Raw genomic sequence first — 13,925 nt, 5'->3', positions numbered from 1 at the left:
TTTGGAGTTTCATTATGTCGTTATGCCCGTGCGGCAGTCAGCAGTCTTATTCAGACTGCTGCGAACCTATCCACCAAGATTCAACCCTGGCAAACGTACCAGAGCAATTGATGCGCGCGCGTTATTCTGCCCATGTCAAAAAGCTGGTCGACTTTGTGGTGGAAACTTATCACCCAAGCTGCGAGGCAGAGTCTCAACGTGGCGAGATTGCAGAATCGATAGACAGTGCTTGGTGTAAGTTAGAAGTGTTGTCGAGTGAGAACGGCACTGACGAGAATGAAGGCTTTGTGACGTTTAAAGCCTACTTCAAGCAAGACGGTGAAGAGTTTTGCCTGCAAGAACGCTCACGCTTCGTTAAAGAAGGACCACAGTGGTACTACATTGACGGCACTTTCCCTGAAGAACCGCAAGATGCACGCCTATCGCAGCCAATCAAGAATCTCAAAGTTGGCAGAAATGACCCATGTATTTGTGGCAGCGGCAAAAAATTTAAAAAATGTTGTGGTTAACCCACAGAAATTGAAAAAGGCAGAGTTTACTCTGCCTTTCTTTATTAGAACCATCTATAGTTCTTAATGATTTGGGTTAACTCGAACGATGTCTTCTTCAGCAGAGTTAAACTGCTTTTTGAGTTCCGCTTTAGATTTGAAGCTGATCTCACCGCCTTGAGCGACCGTCATATGCTGTGCATCTTTATTATGCTTAGATTGGTATAGCATCACAGCTTGCATACAAGAATCGCGTTGCTCTAGAGTTAATGGGGTACCCTCAGGCCACTTTCCTGTTTCAACAGCAAAAAGTAGACGCTCATAAGCTTCAGGTGTGATGGCATCAATTAACTGCTTTGCGTCCATGGTGTATCCTTTGATTAAATTGAACGACAAAGAACATAACCGCCCCTATTAAGTAGTCAAGGATCGATAAAGAAATAAGTCTAACGGATCACAAGCCACCTTATGAAGATGAATAAAACACATGCGCTGATGGTCAGCGTACTCTGCCTTGCATTGACTGGTTGTTTTGAAAGTCGCAAGAACACCGAACAGTTGTGCAACGATACCCCTGCCCTGCAGTGTGAACGTTTAAATATGGACGATGGCCAATGTCGCGTTCCTAGAACTGATTTGATTTGGCATCGCTTTGACGCCCTAAAGAACCCATCACCTAAGAACCAAATCAAAGAATATGACCTATTAGGCAAGTACAAGAAGTGTCTTGAGCTTGCGGCACAGATCCAAGCTATCGACCAAACTGAGTTAAAAGAGCGACGAGTTCACTCGATGCTGTTTGCTACTGAAGATATGGAAAAGATCATCAGCAACTTGATTAAATCCAAGTCACCAGAAGCGCTGTATTTCCTTTGGAGCCGTACAGGTAATGAAGAAGCCAAACGCAGCTTTTTGCAACTGGAAGGAAAACCCGTTCTTGAGACGGCAGAAATGCAGTACGCGCTTGCGACTTTTTATACCAGTCGCGACAAAGAAAAAACCCATGATCTGCTGATTCGTTCCCTTGAACTCACGAAGAACAATAAAGTGAACAACGAAGTGCTCAAATCTTTAGCTAGTACAACCTATCAACTCAAAAGAAAAGAAGAGGCATACATCTGGGCGATGGTGGCGAAAGAATATGGAGTACCAATCGCATCGGAAAGCGAACTACAACTCCTATACGGCTTTGATGAGAAGAAATATCAACAGTTGGAAGACAACGCCGCCAAGATTATCGGTGCCATCAAAAATGGCACCTTTAGTAAAGAACTAGTTCCCAAATATTGATATTTCAATTGAAAGGATGAAACAAACAGCGGTGAGATCTTCACCGCTTTTTTATGAATTGTTGAAAATTAACGACACTGAGTTTACACAAAAACGTTCCCCAGTCGTCTTAGGACCATCGGGGAAAACGTGACCTAGATGGCTATCACATACTGAACAGCGTATTTCAGTTCTCACCATTCCGTGACTTAGATCTTCTAAATAGCGAATAGCCTGATCATTAATAGGGGCATCAAAACTAGGCCATCCGCACCCCGAGTCATATTTGTTGTCTGAATAAAATAGTGGACTATTGCAACAGGTACATGAATAGACCCCTGTCTCCTTATTATGTAACAACTTACCGCTGAACGGAGCCTCAGTTCCTTGTTGTCTGCATACTCTATACTCTTCTTCGGAGAGCGACTCACGCCAGTATTCATCAGGCTTCACCAGCTTTTCTCTCTTCTGATTCACGACTAATTTCCTCCATTTTATTATTTTTAATTTTGACTTTTTTTGTGAAAAACTTGCTAACAATAACCTTTGTGGCACATACTTTGACACCATAAAGAGATGGTTAAACTTTCAGCACAGCTTTAAACATCCGAAACAATATTACGTCAACTGGTTAGGGAAAAAACCAGTAATCCGTTCAAAATACGACCATATATGGCGAATTGTGAAAAAAAGCGTCGCTTTTTTTTGACTTTAAACAAGTTAAGTCCGATTATCGGTTGCAGATTTTGACTGGATTCTGTAATTTTACTACCAGTTATCTTTAATCAGAAATTAAGTTGTGGAGCAACTATAATGACTATCAAAGTAGGTATTAACGGTTTTGGCCGTATCGGTCGTTTCGTATTCCGTGCAGCGCAAGAGCGCAACGACATCGAAGTAGTAGGTATCAACGACCTTATCGATGTAGACTACATGGCATACATGCTTAAGTATGACTCAACTCACGGCCGTTTCAACGGTACTGTTGAAGTTGAAGGCGGTAACCTAATCGTTAACGGTAAAACTGTACGTGTTACTGCAGAGCGCAACCCTGAAGACCTAAAATGGGACGAAATCGGTGTTGACGTTGTAGCTGAAGCAACTGGTCTTTTCCTAACTGACGAAACTGCACGTAAGCACATTACTGCAGGCGCGAAAAAAGTTGTACTAACTGGTCCTTCTAAAGACGCGACTCCAATGTTCGTTAACGGCGTAAACTTCGACACTTACGCTGGTCAAGACATCGTTTCTAACGCTTCTTGTACTACTAACTGTCTAGCGCCTATCGCTAAAGTTCTTAACGACAAGTTCGGTATCGAATCTGGTCTTATGACTACAGTTCACGCAACTACAGCAACTCAAAAAACTGTAGATGGCCCTTCTGCTAAAGACTGGCGCGGTGGTCGTGGTGCTTCTCAAAACATCATCCCATCTTCAACTGGTGCTGCTAAAGCTGTAGGCGTTGTACTTCCAGAAGTAAACGGCAAACTAACTGGTATGGCTTTCCGCGTACCAACTGCTAACGTTTCTGTAGTTGACCTAACTGTTAACCTAGTTAACGGTGCTTCTTACGAAGACATCTGTAAAGCGATGAAAGAAGCTTCTGAAGGCGAACTAAAAGGCGTTCTAGGCTACACTGAAGATGCAGTTGTATCTCAAGACTTCATCGGCGAAGTTTGCACTTCAGTATTCGATGCTAAAGCAGGTATCGCTCTAACTGACAAATTCGTTAAAGTTGTATCTTGGTACGACAACGAAATCGGTTACTCAAACAAAGTTCTAGACCTAATCGCACACATCTCTAAGTAATTAGAAACAGTGATTAGCTCTTAACTGAGTTGAAAAGAAGGCGGCTTATATAGTCGCCTTTTTTGTATCTTGAATACTGTAATAATGCTACTAAAGCATCTACACATCAGGAACGATAAATATGGATTTACGATCACTTCCAGTAGTCTCTGCCCTCTCAGACTGTGTGACTATTGTAGAAAAAGACGCCGTTAAAATTGTACGTGTCATGCACGACAAAGCCAGCGCAGGCATCGCGCTGCACGGTGGTCATGTAGTTTCATTTCAACCAGCAGGTCAAGAAGACCTTATTTGGATGAGCGATACCGCCATTTTTGATGGCAAAGCAGCGCTTCGTGGTGGCATCCCTATTTGCTGGCCTTGGTTTGGTCGCATTGCTGCACCTGCTCATGGTTTTGCTCGCAATTCAACTTGGCAACTGATCGAGCATAGAGAGAATGATAACGGTGTTATTGTTGAGCTCGGTCTGGACTCAAGTGAAGAGAGCCTAAGGATTTGGCCACACCTATTCAGTATACGTTTGATTGTCGAAGTGACCGAACAGCTGAAAGTCTCGCTAAAAGTTGACAACATCGATCAGCAACCGTGGACATTCTCTGGCGCACTACACACATACTTAAATGTGGGTGATATCAAACAAGCGAAAGTCACTGGAATGGGCTCAGAGTACATCGATAGTCTGCAAAACGATGACGTGATTCAAGGCGGCCAAGAGTTGGTACTAAGCGATACTATCGACCGTGTCTACACTCAGCCAGAATCCGATATCCTCATCCAAGACCCAGTACTGCAACGCACGCTCACCATAACCAACCACGGTCATAACTGCGCAGTATTATGGAACCCTTGGCTTGAAGGCGCACAATCGATGGGCGATATGCCAGACAACGGCTATGAAACCTTCCTATGTGTTGAATCAACACTCCACGCGCCATCCATTGAACAAGGTAAGACGCTGCATCCTGGAGAGACTTACCAACTTGAGACCATTATCTCAGCCTAAGTTCAAGTAACACATTGGGCAGGCGGCCTGCTTGCCCTATCATTGTCTTGTTGTGCTTACTGCCCTCACAACAACCATTCTTATGCCGTAACAATATACGTCTATCTTTTATTTATATTCATCTGTTATATTTTCACCTCGCCATTCCTGACAAACCAATCAATATAGGTCCCAGAATGGTGAATTAAGGAAGGTGTTGTCATTGAGTCAGATGGATTTGAAAGCATGTCTAAGTCGAAAAAGCTGTATAGCTTTCTTACCCTTTTTATCGCCGGCTTGCTGTTCGTCATTATCCTGACTGCCCTGATTACTCAGCGTTACTGGTTCCAACGTTTAGACCAGCAAGTGTCAACCGAAGCGGTCAACGTTAGCCAATATTTCAACAAACAGCTCGAACGCTACCAACACATTCCGGACCTACTCACCAGTCATTACCAAATACGTCAGGTACTCAAACAAGAAACGCAGACTTACGCGTTAAGCAAAATCCTGTTGGATATTCAAAAGACCAGTGGTGCGAGCGATGTTTACGTCCTCGATGCTCACGGTGATGTGATTGCATCCAGCAACTATCAATCCGACAAAAGTTACATCGGTTCAAACTACGCGTTCCGCCCCTATTTTTACCAAGCAATGCAAGGTAATCGTTGGACAGATTACGCGTTAGGGCTGCGCTCGGGTGAGCGAGGTATCTTCTTCTCAGCCCCTATTTATACTGGCGACGAGAGCATCGGCGTCATCGCGGTTAAAGTCGATATCGACAAATTTGAACAAGACACGGAATGGCTTGCTGGCTCGAACAGCGCCAAATTTATGGTGTATGGCAAAGACGAAGTCGTGTTCATTTCTAATCATCCATACTGGCGACTGAAACAACTCCGTGAAAGTGACGACTACACCTGGTCAGAAATTCAGGCTACTCACCGTTACTTAGATCTTCAGCAACAACGACTCAGTAACGCTATCACTTCAACACCCTATCTGGAAAAATCGATTTGGCAAATCGAGTCTAGCCCTCAGCATCACGAACAATATGTTTATGGCGAAGCCAAACTGCCACTGCTCGACCTAGATTTCGTTATGTTGCTTCCGGTGAGCGAAGCGCGGGATAACGTACAGGTTTCACTTATTTTAGCCAGCCTAGCATACGCCTTACTAGTGGCCGCCATGGTATTTGTTTTTCGCCGAATCGCAGGCTACCGACAGCTGCTCTTTACCCGAAACGCGCTAGAAAGCGAAGTCGCCCAGCGAACTCAGCAACTTGAGAATGCGCACCAAGCACTGGTTCAATCGGCCAAACTGGCGACGATTGGCCAACTGTCAGCAAGCGTCAACCATGAGATCAATCAGCCGCTGAGCGCTATGAGTACCTACTTAGTCGCAAGCAAAAGAATGCTGGCGAAAGGCATGCTGGATGAAGCGAAGCAAAATATGGTTAACATCGAGTTGTTGATTGCCCGAGTACACAAAACCGTCGCTCAGCTTAAGCAATTTAGCCGCCCTAGCGAGCATCGTCTGGATTGGTGTCAATGGCAAAGCTGCTTGAACAATGCACTGATTGTTGTTGGGCCAAAGATCAATAGCAGTGGTGTGACCTTAGAAGCGGAACCACACAGTATGTTAATTTGGGGCGATCCACTTAAGCTCGAACAAGTGCTGGTCAATCTGCTGTCTAACGCTGTTGAGGCAATGCAAGGCTGCGCAAAAAAACAAATCTCGATTCGCTTTGAACAAGACGGCGAGTGGGAACTTATCACCATCTCAGATACTGGTACCGGACTGGATCTACACACTATTGAGTCGATTTTTGAACCTTTCTATTCGACCAAATCAGATAACGGCTTAGGCCTAGGCTTAGCGATATCGCGTAGCATTATCCAGTCGTTTGGCGGAGAACTGTTGGCGGCCAATAACGAAGCTGACCAAGGCGCGAAATTCACATTGAGGTTAAAAAGAAAACCACATGCAGAGCACAACTAAAGCCAAAGTCATCATCATCGATGACGAGCAAATTATTCGAGACTCCCTCTCACAACTCTTAGGTATTGAAGGATACCAAACCGAGGCATTTGAAAATGGCGATGACGCTTTGGCTGTTCTCAACGATGAGTTTCATGGCATTGTGATTTCAGACCTTAATATGGCACGTATGCACGGCCTAGACGTTCTGCGCGCGATTCAAACCCTTGATGCCGATATCCCAGTGATCATGTTAACCGGATACGCCGACGTTCAACTCGCCGTTACCGCGCTTAGAGACGGCGCATATGATTTCTTCGAGAAACCGGTAAACGAACAGCTTTTGGACTGCGTGAGTCGAGCGGTAGAAAAGCGCACGCTCATTCTTGAAAACCGCCGTCTGAAGGCCTATTTAAAAGCGGCGAAGTCTGGACCACAGATTCTCGGTGACACCCCAGAAATGAAGAAAATGATGGGCTTACTCAATGCGGTTGTCGATACGCCAGCAGATGTGTTGATTCATGGCGAAACCGGCGCCGGCAAAGAAATGGTCGCGCGTTATTTGCATGAGCGCAGTAACCGAGCGCAAGCCAACTTTGTCGCAATTAACTGTGGCGCACTGCCTGAAAACTTAATCGAAAGTGAATTATTTGGCAGCCGAAAAGGCGCATTTACCGGCGCGAATGAAAACCGCATAGGTAAACTAGAGTTTGCTCAAGGCGGCACCGTGCTCTTGGATGAGATAGAAAGCATGCCGCTCGCGATGCAGGTAAAACTGCTGCGTGTGATTGAAGAGCGCAAAGTTACCCCTGTCGGTAGCAACAAAGCCATTCCGCTCGATATCCGTTTCGTCGCCGCGACCAAAGTCGACCTATTGGCAGTCGCCGAGCAAGGCCTGTTCCGATCGGATTTATACTACCGCTTAAACCTTGTCACGGTGCACATTCCGCCACTTCGCGCACGAAAAGCCGATATACCATTGCTGTTTCGCCATTTCAGTTCCATTGCCGCAGGGCGTTTTCACAAACCACTGCGCGCCATTAGCAGTGAAGAGCTAGACCAACTGATGCGCTATGATTGGCCGGGAAACGTCCGAGAGCTACGCAATGTCGCTGAGCGACAAGTATTACTTGGCTTGCCCGTTGAACTTCAACAAAACACCAACCTCACGATGCCAAGTGATGACCTTTCGTTGCATGAAAAGGTCGCTTTCTACGAGTGTGCGTTGATTGAAGAAGCATTAAGCCAAACGTCTGGCTCAGTGAAAGAAGCCATCGCCCTATTAAAGCTGCCAAGAAAAACCTTTTACGACAAGGTGGCCAAATACAGCATTGAACGTAGCAAATTCATTAACTCATGAGTGCGGATATGGTGACACTCACCAAGTAAATACTGTGTGGGAATCCGCACAAACTTATTAGTTACGACAAACTATATCAATATAACCAACTGTTTTAATTGAATTTAAATTTATTTTCACATTCTGGCAACACTTTTGCACTGATAGGACTCTGCTGGGAAGCAGCAGCCTATCAAGAACTTCCCACCAAACTCGATTTTGGTGGTTACAAAGGATGAAAGAATGAGTGAAAATAATAAAAAAACACCATGGATAATGTTGTGCTTAGGCCCTTTGGTCATGCTCACAACCTTACTGGTTGACCCTCCGGTAGCAGGACTAAGCGTAGAAGCTTGGCGCACCGCCGGATTGGCTTTTTGGATGGCAAGTTGGTGGATTTCTGAAGCCGTACCGATTCCAGCGGCATCACTGCTACCGCTTTTTGTGGTCCCTGTGGCGGGTATCGCCAACATCAAACAAGTCGCAGCACCGTATGCGCACCCTTTAATTTTCCTATTCCTCGGTGGTTTCCTGATTTCAATCGCGATGGAACGTTGGAATCTACACCGCCGAATCGCACTCAAAACGATGTTGCTTGCCGGCAGTAAACCAAGCATACAAGTGCTTGGGATCATGCTGGTCACCGCATTTCTTTCGATGTGGATGTCGAACACCGCGACTGCCGTCATGATGCTACCTATCGCATTATCAGTGATCAAAATCGTCACTGACCGCGATCCAAACAACGATAAGTTCGGCAAAGCGATGCTACTTTCTATCGCTTACGGTGCGAGTATCGGTGGTATCGCAACCTTGATCGGTACACCACCAAACGCGCTGATGGCGGCTTACTTATCTGATAGCTACGGCATTGAAATTGGCTTCGGTCAATGGATGAAAATGGGCTTACCACTTTCGATTATCATGCTGTTATTTACTTGGGTATGGCTGACCAAAATCAGCTACAAAGTCGACCAAGCGGGCGAAGTGAGCTCTAAATCAGTATTCCGCGAGCAACTCGACAAACTGGGCGCAATGTCTGCCGGTGAAAAGAAAGTACTCTTCATCTTTACCTTTGCCGCACTGGGATGGATCTTCCGTCCTTACATTGCGAAAGCTACGGGCATCGGCCTGTCTGATACTGGCATTGCGATGGCTGCTGCGATCTTACTGTTTGCCCTACCGGTGAAGTCTGGCAGCAATCAACGGGTTCTAGACTGGGAAAGCGCGAAAAACGTACCTTGGGGAATCCTGATCCTATTTGGTGGTGGCCTCGCATTAGCCGCGAAAATCAAATCATCTGGTTTGGCGGAATACATCGCACTACAGATCCAAGGCGCAGATACCATCTCACTGGTTATGGGTATCTTAGTGGTCACCGCGCTGATTACTTTCTTGACCGAAATCACCAGTAACACCGCCACAGCAGCCGGTTTCTTACCTCTGCTTGGCCCTGTCGCCGAATCAATCACAGGTACGCCAATGGTATGGGTAATCCCTGCAGCCATCGCGGCAAGTTGTGCCTTTATGATGCCTGTCGCGACGCCGCCGAATGCGATCGTATTTGGTTCTGGCCAGTTGAAGATGAGTGACATGATCCGTGCAGGCTTCCTGCTCAATATCGTTGCGATTGCGCTTATCACCATCGTCAGCATCACGCTACTTCCACTAGTGTTTGGTCTATAAACGTCCGACTCTAATCGTTCACGGTGCTTAGTTTTGCGCTAGGCACCGTTCAAAAACCAATGACAGACGAACTATGACATACAAACGCCCTTTATATATTCCTTTTGCCGGACCCGCGTTACTCGAAACGCCGCTGCTCAACAAAGGCAGCGCGTTCTCTCAACAAGAGCGCCAAGAGTTCAATCTTACAGGCTTGTTGCCACACACGATTGAAACCATTGAGTCCCAATCTGCTCGCGCGTATCAACAACTGTGCGCGTTTCAATCGGATTTGGACAAACATATCTACCTGCGCAATATTCAAGACACCAACGAAACCTTGTTCCACCATTTGATCAACCACCACCTTGAAGAAGTCATGCCGTTGATCTACACCCCGACCGTTGGTGAAGCGTGCGAACAGTTCTCTAAAATTTATCGCCGTAAGCGTGGATTATTGATTTCTTATCCTGAACGCGAACTTATCGACGATATGCTGCAAAACGCGACCAAGCGCAATGTTAAAGTAATTGTCGTCACTGACGGCGAACGCATCCTCGGCCTTGGTGATCAGGGCATCGGCGGTATGGGTATTCCGATTGGTAAGCTCGCGCTCTATACCTCTTGTGGAGGTATCAGCCCAGCCCACTGCCTGCCGATCGTTTTGGATGTTGGTACTAACAACAGCGACCTGCTGTCCGACCCAATGTACATGGGTTGGCGTCATCCTCGCATTTCAGGGCAAGAGTACGACGAATTTCTCGAAGCATTCATCGACGCAGTGAAACGTCGCTGGCCAAACGTTTTATTGCAGTTTGAAGACTTTGCCCAAGCGAATGCCACGCCACTATTAGAGCGTTATCGCGACCAGTTGTGCTGTTTTAACGATGATATTCAAGGTACGGCAGCTGTTTCAGTCGGCACGTTGCTCGCCGCCTGTCGTCAAAAAGGAGAACACCTCTCTCAGCAACGCATCGTTTTTGTCGGGGCGGGTTCGGCTGGGTGTGGCATTGCCAAACAAATCATCAGTCAAATGTGTCATGAAGGCTTGAGCGAGCAACAAGCAAAGCAGCAGGTTTTCATGATTGACCGTGACGGGCTTTTGACCGATGACATGACGGATTTAACAGACTTCCAAAAGCCACTGGCACACAACAAAACCGACTTAGGCACCTGGCAAAATTCCGATGATTTAGGTTTAGAAAACGTCGTCAAACAGAGCAAAGCGACCGTCTTAATCGGAGTGAGTGGTCAACCGGGATTATTCAGCCAAAACGCTATCCAATCACTCAGTGCGAACACTAGTCAGCCGATCGTGCTGCCACTTTCCAACCCAACGTCACGAGCGGAAGCGACACCGAAAGACATCTTGCAGTGGAGCCAAGGTCAGGCAATTGTGGCGACAGGCAGTCCTTTTGAGCCAGTGCAATTTACTGACGCCCAAGGCAAGCTGCAAACGCGTGAGATTTCACAGTGTAACAACAGCTATATCTTCCCAGGCGTCGGATTGGGGGTGGTCGCCGTACAGGCAGAACGAATTAGCGAACCAATGTTGATGGCAGCGAGCAAAGCCTTAGCTGAGAGTGCAGAACAAGCGACACGTTCAAACGGCGCGATTCTTCCCGCACTTAAAGATATCCAACAAATCAGCAAACAGATTGCGTTTGCCGTCGCGAAGCAAGCGATCGAGGAAAAGTTAGCACTGCCGGTTCCTGACGACGCACTCAAAGCGAAAATTGAGGCAACATTTTGGCAACCGGAATACCGTCAGTACCGACGCACTTCTTTTTAATCCTCTCCACCAGCAGAGCCACTTAGGTGGCTTTTGTTGGTGCTCAAACTGCCCTCTACCGTTCTAAACCAGTGATATCTGAGTTAACTCGACACTCAACGCTAGAAACTCGACCGAATCCTCTGTACTCTTAGCGCCGTCCACACAATCACTAACTGAGCTTGTTATGTCCTATACCTGCCCTCTTTGTCATCAACCTCTTGCTTTTGCCGACCGTACTTATCGCTGTGAAAACAACCACAGTTTTGACCTAGCAAAAGAAGGTTACGTAAACCTGATGCCAGCGCACCACAAGCGCTCAAAAGATCCAGGTGACAACACAGAGATGATGCAGGCGCGACGTCGATTCCTAGAAAAAGACTACTATCAGCCAATGAAGTTGCGTGTTGCTGAACTGTGCGCTCAGTACCTACAAAGGACACAACACCAATTACTCGACATCGGTTGTGGCGAAGGTTATTACACCACCAAAGTGGCGGAACAGTTAGCCGAGCAACACTCAGAAGCGCAGACTTTTGGTCTCGATATCTCCAAAGTGGCGATTCGCTACGCGGCTAAGCGTTACCCAAACTGCCAGTTCAGTGTCGCGTCTAGCCATCGCTTACCTTTTGCTGATAGCAGCTTAGACGGCATCCTACGCATTTACGCACCGTGTAAAGCTGAGGAACTCGCACGCGTCGTCAATGAAAACGGTGTTGTCATTACGGTCACGCCCGCGGGTCGCCATTTGTATCAGTTGCGTGAACGTATCTATCAAGAAGTACGCCTGCACAATGAAGATCCAGAGCAAATAAATGGTTTTGCTCTTGAGCACCAAGAAAAACTATCCTACATAATGGAATTAGCGGATGGTGATGCATTTGACCTATTACAGATGACACCATTTGCGTGGAAAGCGTCTGACAGCCTGCGTGAAGAATTGACCGATTCAGCACTGTTCAAATGTGAAGCCGACTTCATGTTGAGAGTTTACCGCAAGATATAAGAGAATAGTTCTCATTTATATTGAGTAAGCTGTAAGCCTCTATTAATATACTCTGATTATTTTATGGAGGCTTTCAATGCGTCATATTCTCGCTACATCAATCTTTTCGATGATCCTTGCCGGTTGTTCCGCGACGCCCAAACAGTCCGTTAGTACCTTTTACGATTACCAACTCTATTCGCCACAAGCGAGTGCTATCAGCGTTCAAAAGCTTCCAGCCAGTATCCGTTCTGCCGATGTCATCCTGATCGGTGAATGGCATACCCACTCTGGTATTCACCGTTTCCAAACCGATTTATTGAAGTCACTCAGCCAATCTAACGATGCGATTGCATTGTCGATGGAGCAGTTCTCACGCGACAAACAGTCCGTCGTTGACCAGTACCTCGCGGGTAAAATTGGCGAGCAAATGTTGATTAAAAACGGCAACGCGTGGCCAAACTACGCCAGCGATTACCGTCCATTGGTTGAATTCGCAAAAGCCAAAGATATGGACATTATCGCGGCCAACGCACCAAAACCGATTGTGCGCTGCATCGGTCAACAGGGATTGGATTACCTCAATAAGCTCACCCGCAAAGAGCGTTCTCAGCTTGCCGAAGATATCGATACCTCGCCGTCCGCATATAAAGATAAATTTATGGCCTCGATGCATCATGGCAAACCAGAGCAGACCGAGAAGCAGTTTGCCGCTCAGGTGACTTGGGATGAAACTATGGCAGAAAGCATCGTCAATTATCTCGAAGACAATCCGGGACACAAAGTGGTTCATGTCGCAGGGAAATTTCACGTAGAGCAAGGACTTGGAACCAAAGCGTCTATCCTTAAACGCAACCCAGATCTTAAGGTCGTGGTGATCACCCCATCGGCTAGCATAAGCGAAGACCTCGGCCAAGATTACCGCTTACTCGTTCTTGACCCACCGGTGCGATACGTGCAGCTAGAAAACAAAATGGAAGCGTACCGCAATTTAGGTAAACGAAACGAAGAGTTAACCTGTCGCTAATCTATTCCTCTCCTCAACAAAAGAGTCAGTACGCCAATAGTCTCTGACTCTTTTGTTAATAACTGATATCACCTTCTAAAAACGGCACGGATTGTGCTTGGATAAAAATCGCTCATATAACGCATTTTTTACCCAAGTTTTGTAAGTTTTGGCCGATAAACTGTCTAGGACAGTAGAAGGAGTTCAGAATGATACCAGTAGGCAAGGAGCCAGCCACGCTGTCACCAACCCGACAGGTTAAGGCTCAATCTCAGGATGTACAAAGCAGTCCGTCATCCGCACCACTGAAAATAGAACACAATAAAGTTACCTTGTCTGATGAAGGCAAAGCACTATTGGCTGCGTTGCAGGAAATTGAGAAAGACTCAAAGGTTGTCGATAAGCACGATAAAACGGTCGGTGATCAAGTTGAATCATTCGCCCACGGCGCATTGGGTATGGACCATCCAGACAAAATTAAAGAAGAAGACGATACGTCCTACTCAGCGGGGCAATACTTGTCCGCTGCGGCAACCATTGGCGGCATTCTGCTCGCCATCGTCTGATACTAAGTCAGAGAAACTTTTTATCCTGACGATAAATAACTGAGTTTGGTGAGCAAACTAACCCC

Annotated in this window: 13 protein-coding genes; 11 read left to right on the top strand and 2 right to left on the bottom strand. The window is 46.5% G+C overall.

Going from position 1 to position 13,925, the window contains the following annotated elements; translation table 11 throughout:
* Window positions 1–14 precede the first annotated feature (14 nt).
* Window positions 15–509 carry a YchJ family protein gene (locus AKJ31_RS19880; RefSeq protein WP_072161406.1) on the top strand — a complete coding sequence of 165 codons (495 nt, stop codon included), beginning with the start codon at window positions 15–17 and terminating at the stop codon, window positions 507–509.
* A 63-nt stretch (window positions 510–572) separates the two neighbouring features.
* Here the strand turns inward: AKJ31_RS19880 and AKJ31_RS19875 are convergent, their stop codons facing one another.
* Window positions 573–854: a YeaC family protein gene (locus AKJ31_RS19875; RefSeq protein ID WP_053410773.1), complete on the bottom strand. Its 282-nt coding sequence runs from the start codon at window positions 852–854 to the stop codon at window positions 573–575.
* A 108-nt stretch (window positions 855–962) separates the two neighbouring features.
* Here AKJ31_RS19875 and AKJ31_RS19870 point away from each other — a divergent pair, with 108 nt between their 5' ends.
* The gene (locus AKJ31_RS19870) at window positions 963–1,778 is read left to right on the top strand and encodes a DUF2989 domain-containing protein (protein WP_053410862.1); all 816 of its coding nucleotides are present in this window, start codon (window positions 963–965) and stop codon (window positions 1,776–1,778) included.
* 51 nt (window positions 1,779–1,829) lie between these two features.
* Here AKJ31_RS19870 and msrB read toward each other — a convergent pair whose 3' ends face one another.
* Entirely contained in the window at window positions 1,830–2,234 is a 405-nt protein-coding gene (msrB, locus tag AKJ31_RS22730; RefSeq protein ID WP_072161411.1) for a peptide-methionine (R)-S-oxide reductase MsrB, read from the bottom strand.
* Window positions 2,235–2,570: 336 nt separating this feature from the next.
* On the opposite strand from msrB, the gene gap reads away from it, so the two are divergent.
* The 9 genes from gap to AKJ31_RS19825 all read left to right on the top strand — a co-directional run bounded on the left by gap (window position 2,571) and on the right by AKJ31_RS19825 (window position 13,860).
* Window positions 2,571–3,566, top strand: coding sequence for a type I glyceraldehyde-3-phosphate dehydrogenase (gene gap / locus AKJ31_RS19865; protein ID WP_005380697.1), 996 nt, complete (start codon window positions 2,571–2,573; stop codon window positions 3,564–3,566).
* A gap of 121 nt (window positions 3,567–3,687) precedes the next feature.
* Window positions 3,688–4,569, top strand: a complete 882-nt coding sequence (locus tag AKJ31_RS19860; RefSeq protein WP_053410772.1) for a D-hexose-6-phosphate mutarotase — start codon at window positions 3,688–3,690, stop codon at window positions 4,567–4,569.
* 225 nt (window positions 4,570–4,794) lie between these two features.
* Entirely contained in the window at window positions 4,795–6,549 is a 1,755-nt protein-coding gene (locus AKJ31_RS19855) for a sensor histidine kinase (RefSeq protein ID WP_053410771.1), read from the top strand.
* The gene (locus AKJ31_RS19850) at window positions 6,533–7,888 is read left to right on the top strand and encodes a sigma-54-dependent transcriptional regulator (RefSeq protein ID WP_053410770.1); all 1,356 of its coding nucleotides are present in this window, start codon (window positions 6,533–6,535) and stop codon (window positions 7,886–7,888) included. Before AKJ31_RS19855 ends, AKJ31_RS19850 begins: the two co-directional genes overlap by 17 nt.
* A gap of 222 nt (window positions 7,889–8,110) precedes the next feature.
* Window positions 8,111–9,553 (top strand): SLC13 family permease, encoded by a 1,443-nt coding sequence (locus tag AKJ31_RS19845; protein WP_053410769.1) that lies wholly within the window; start codon window positions 8,111–8,113, stop codon window positions 9,551–9,553.
* Between the two features lie 73 nt (window positions 9,554–9,626).
* Window positions 9,627–11,324, top strand: coding sequence for an NAD-dependent malic enzyme (locus AKJ31_RS19840; protein ID WP_053410768.1), 1,698 nt, complete (start codon window positions 9,627–9,629; stop codon window positions 11,322–11,324).
* Between the two features lie 166 nt (window positions 11,325–11,490).
* Complete coding sequence (rlmA, locus tag AKJ31_RS19835; protein WP_053410767.1) at window positions 11,491–12,309, top strand: 23S rRNA (guanine(745)-N(1))-methyltransferase; 819 nt, start codon at window positions 11,491–11,493, stop codon at window positions 12,307–12,309.
* 76 nt (window positions 12,310–12,385) lie between these two features.
* On the top strand, window positions 12,386–13,315 hold the full coding sequence (locus AKJ31_RS19830; protein WP_053410766.1) for a ChaN family lipoprotein: 930 nt from the start codon (window positions 12,386–12,388) through the stop codon (window positions 13,313–13,315).
* A gap of 188 nt (window positions 13,316–13,503) precedes the next feature.
* Window positions 13,504–13,860 carry a hypothetical protein gene (locus tag AKJ31_RS19825; protein ID WP_053410765.1) on the top strand — a complete coding sequence of 119 codons (357 nt, stop codon included), beginning with the start codon at window positions 13,504–13,506 and terminating at the stop codon, window positions 13,858–13,860.
* Window positions 13,861–13,925: the final 65 nt, after the last annotated feature.

This window comes from Vibrio hepatarius (genome assembly GCF_001274785.1).
GTDB classification, from domain to species: Bacteria; Pseudomonadota; Gammaproteobacteria; order Enterobacterales; family Vibrionaceae; genus Vibrio; species Vibrio hepatarius.
The sequence above is the reverse complement of the archived record's forward strand: the minus strand, read 5'-3'. Positions and strand labels throughout refer to the sequence as shown.

Bases quoted from the DNA above. Each gene is read 5' to 3' on its own strand.
- AKJ31_RS19880 (WP_072161406.1), top strand. From the start codon at position 15: ATGTCGTTATGCCCGTGCGGCAGTCAGCAGTCTTATTCAGACTGCTGC.
- AKJ31_RS19875 (WP_053410773.1), bottom strand. From the start codon at position 854: ATGGACGCAAAGCAGTTAATTGATGCCATCACACCTGAAGCTTATGAG.
- AKJ31_RS19870 (WP_053410862.1), top strand. From the start codon at position 963: ATGAATAAAACACATGCGCTGATGGTCAGCGTACTCTGCCTTGCATTG.
- gap (WP_005380697.1), top strand. From the start codon at position 2,571: ATGACTATCAAAGTAGGTATTAACGGTTTTGGCCGTATCGGTCGTTTC.
- AKJ31_RS19860 (WP_053410772.1), top strand. From the start codon at position 3,688: ATGGATTTACGATCACTTCCAGTAGTCTCTGCCCTCTCAGACTGTGTG.
- AKJ31_RS19855 (WP_053410771.1), top strand. From the start codon at position 4,795: ATGTCTAAGTCGAAAAAGCTGTATAGCTTTCTTACCCTTTTTATCGCC.
- AKJ31_RS19850 (WP_053410770.1), top strand. From the start codon at position 6,533: ATGCAGAGCACAACTAAAGCCAAAGTCATCATCATCGATGACGAGCAA.
- AKJ31_RS19845 (WP_053410769.1), top strand. From the start codon at position 8,111: ATGAGTGAAAATAATAAAAAAACACCATGGATAATGTTGTGCTTAGGC.
- AKJ31_RS19840 (WP_053410768.1), top strand. From the start codon at position 9,627: ATGACATACAAACGCCCTTTATATATTCCTTTTGCCGGACCCGCGTTA.
- rlmA (WP_053410767.1), top strand. From the start codon at position 11,491: ATGTCCTATACCTGCCCTCTTTGTCATCAACCTCTTGCTTTTGCCGAC.
- AKJ31_RS19830 (WP_053410766.1), top strand. From the start codon at position 12,386: ATGCGTCATATTCTCGCTACATCAATCTTTTCGATGATCCTTGCCGGT.
- AKJ31_RS19825 (WP_053410765.1), top strand. From the start codon at position 13,504: ATGATACCAGTAGGCAAGGAGCCAGCCACGCTGTCACCAACCCGACAG.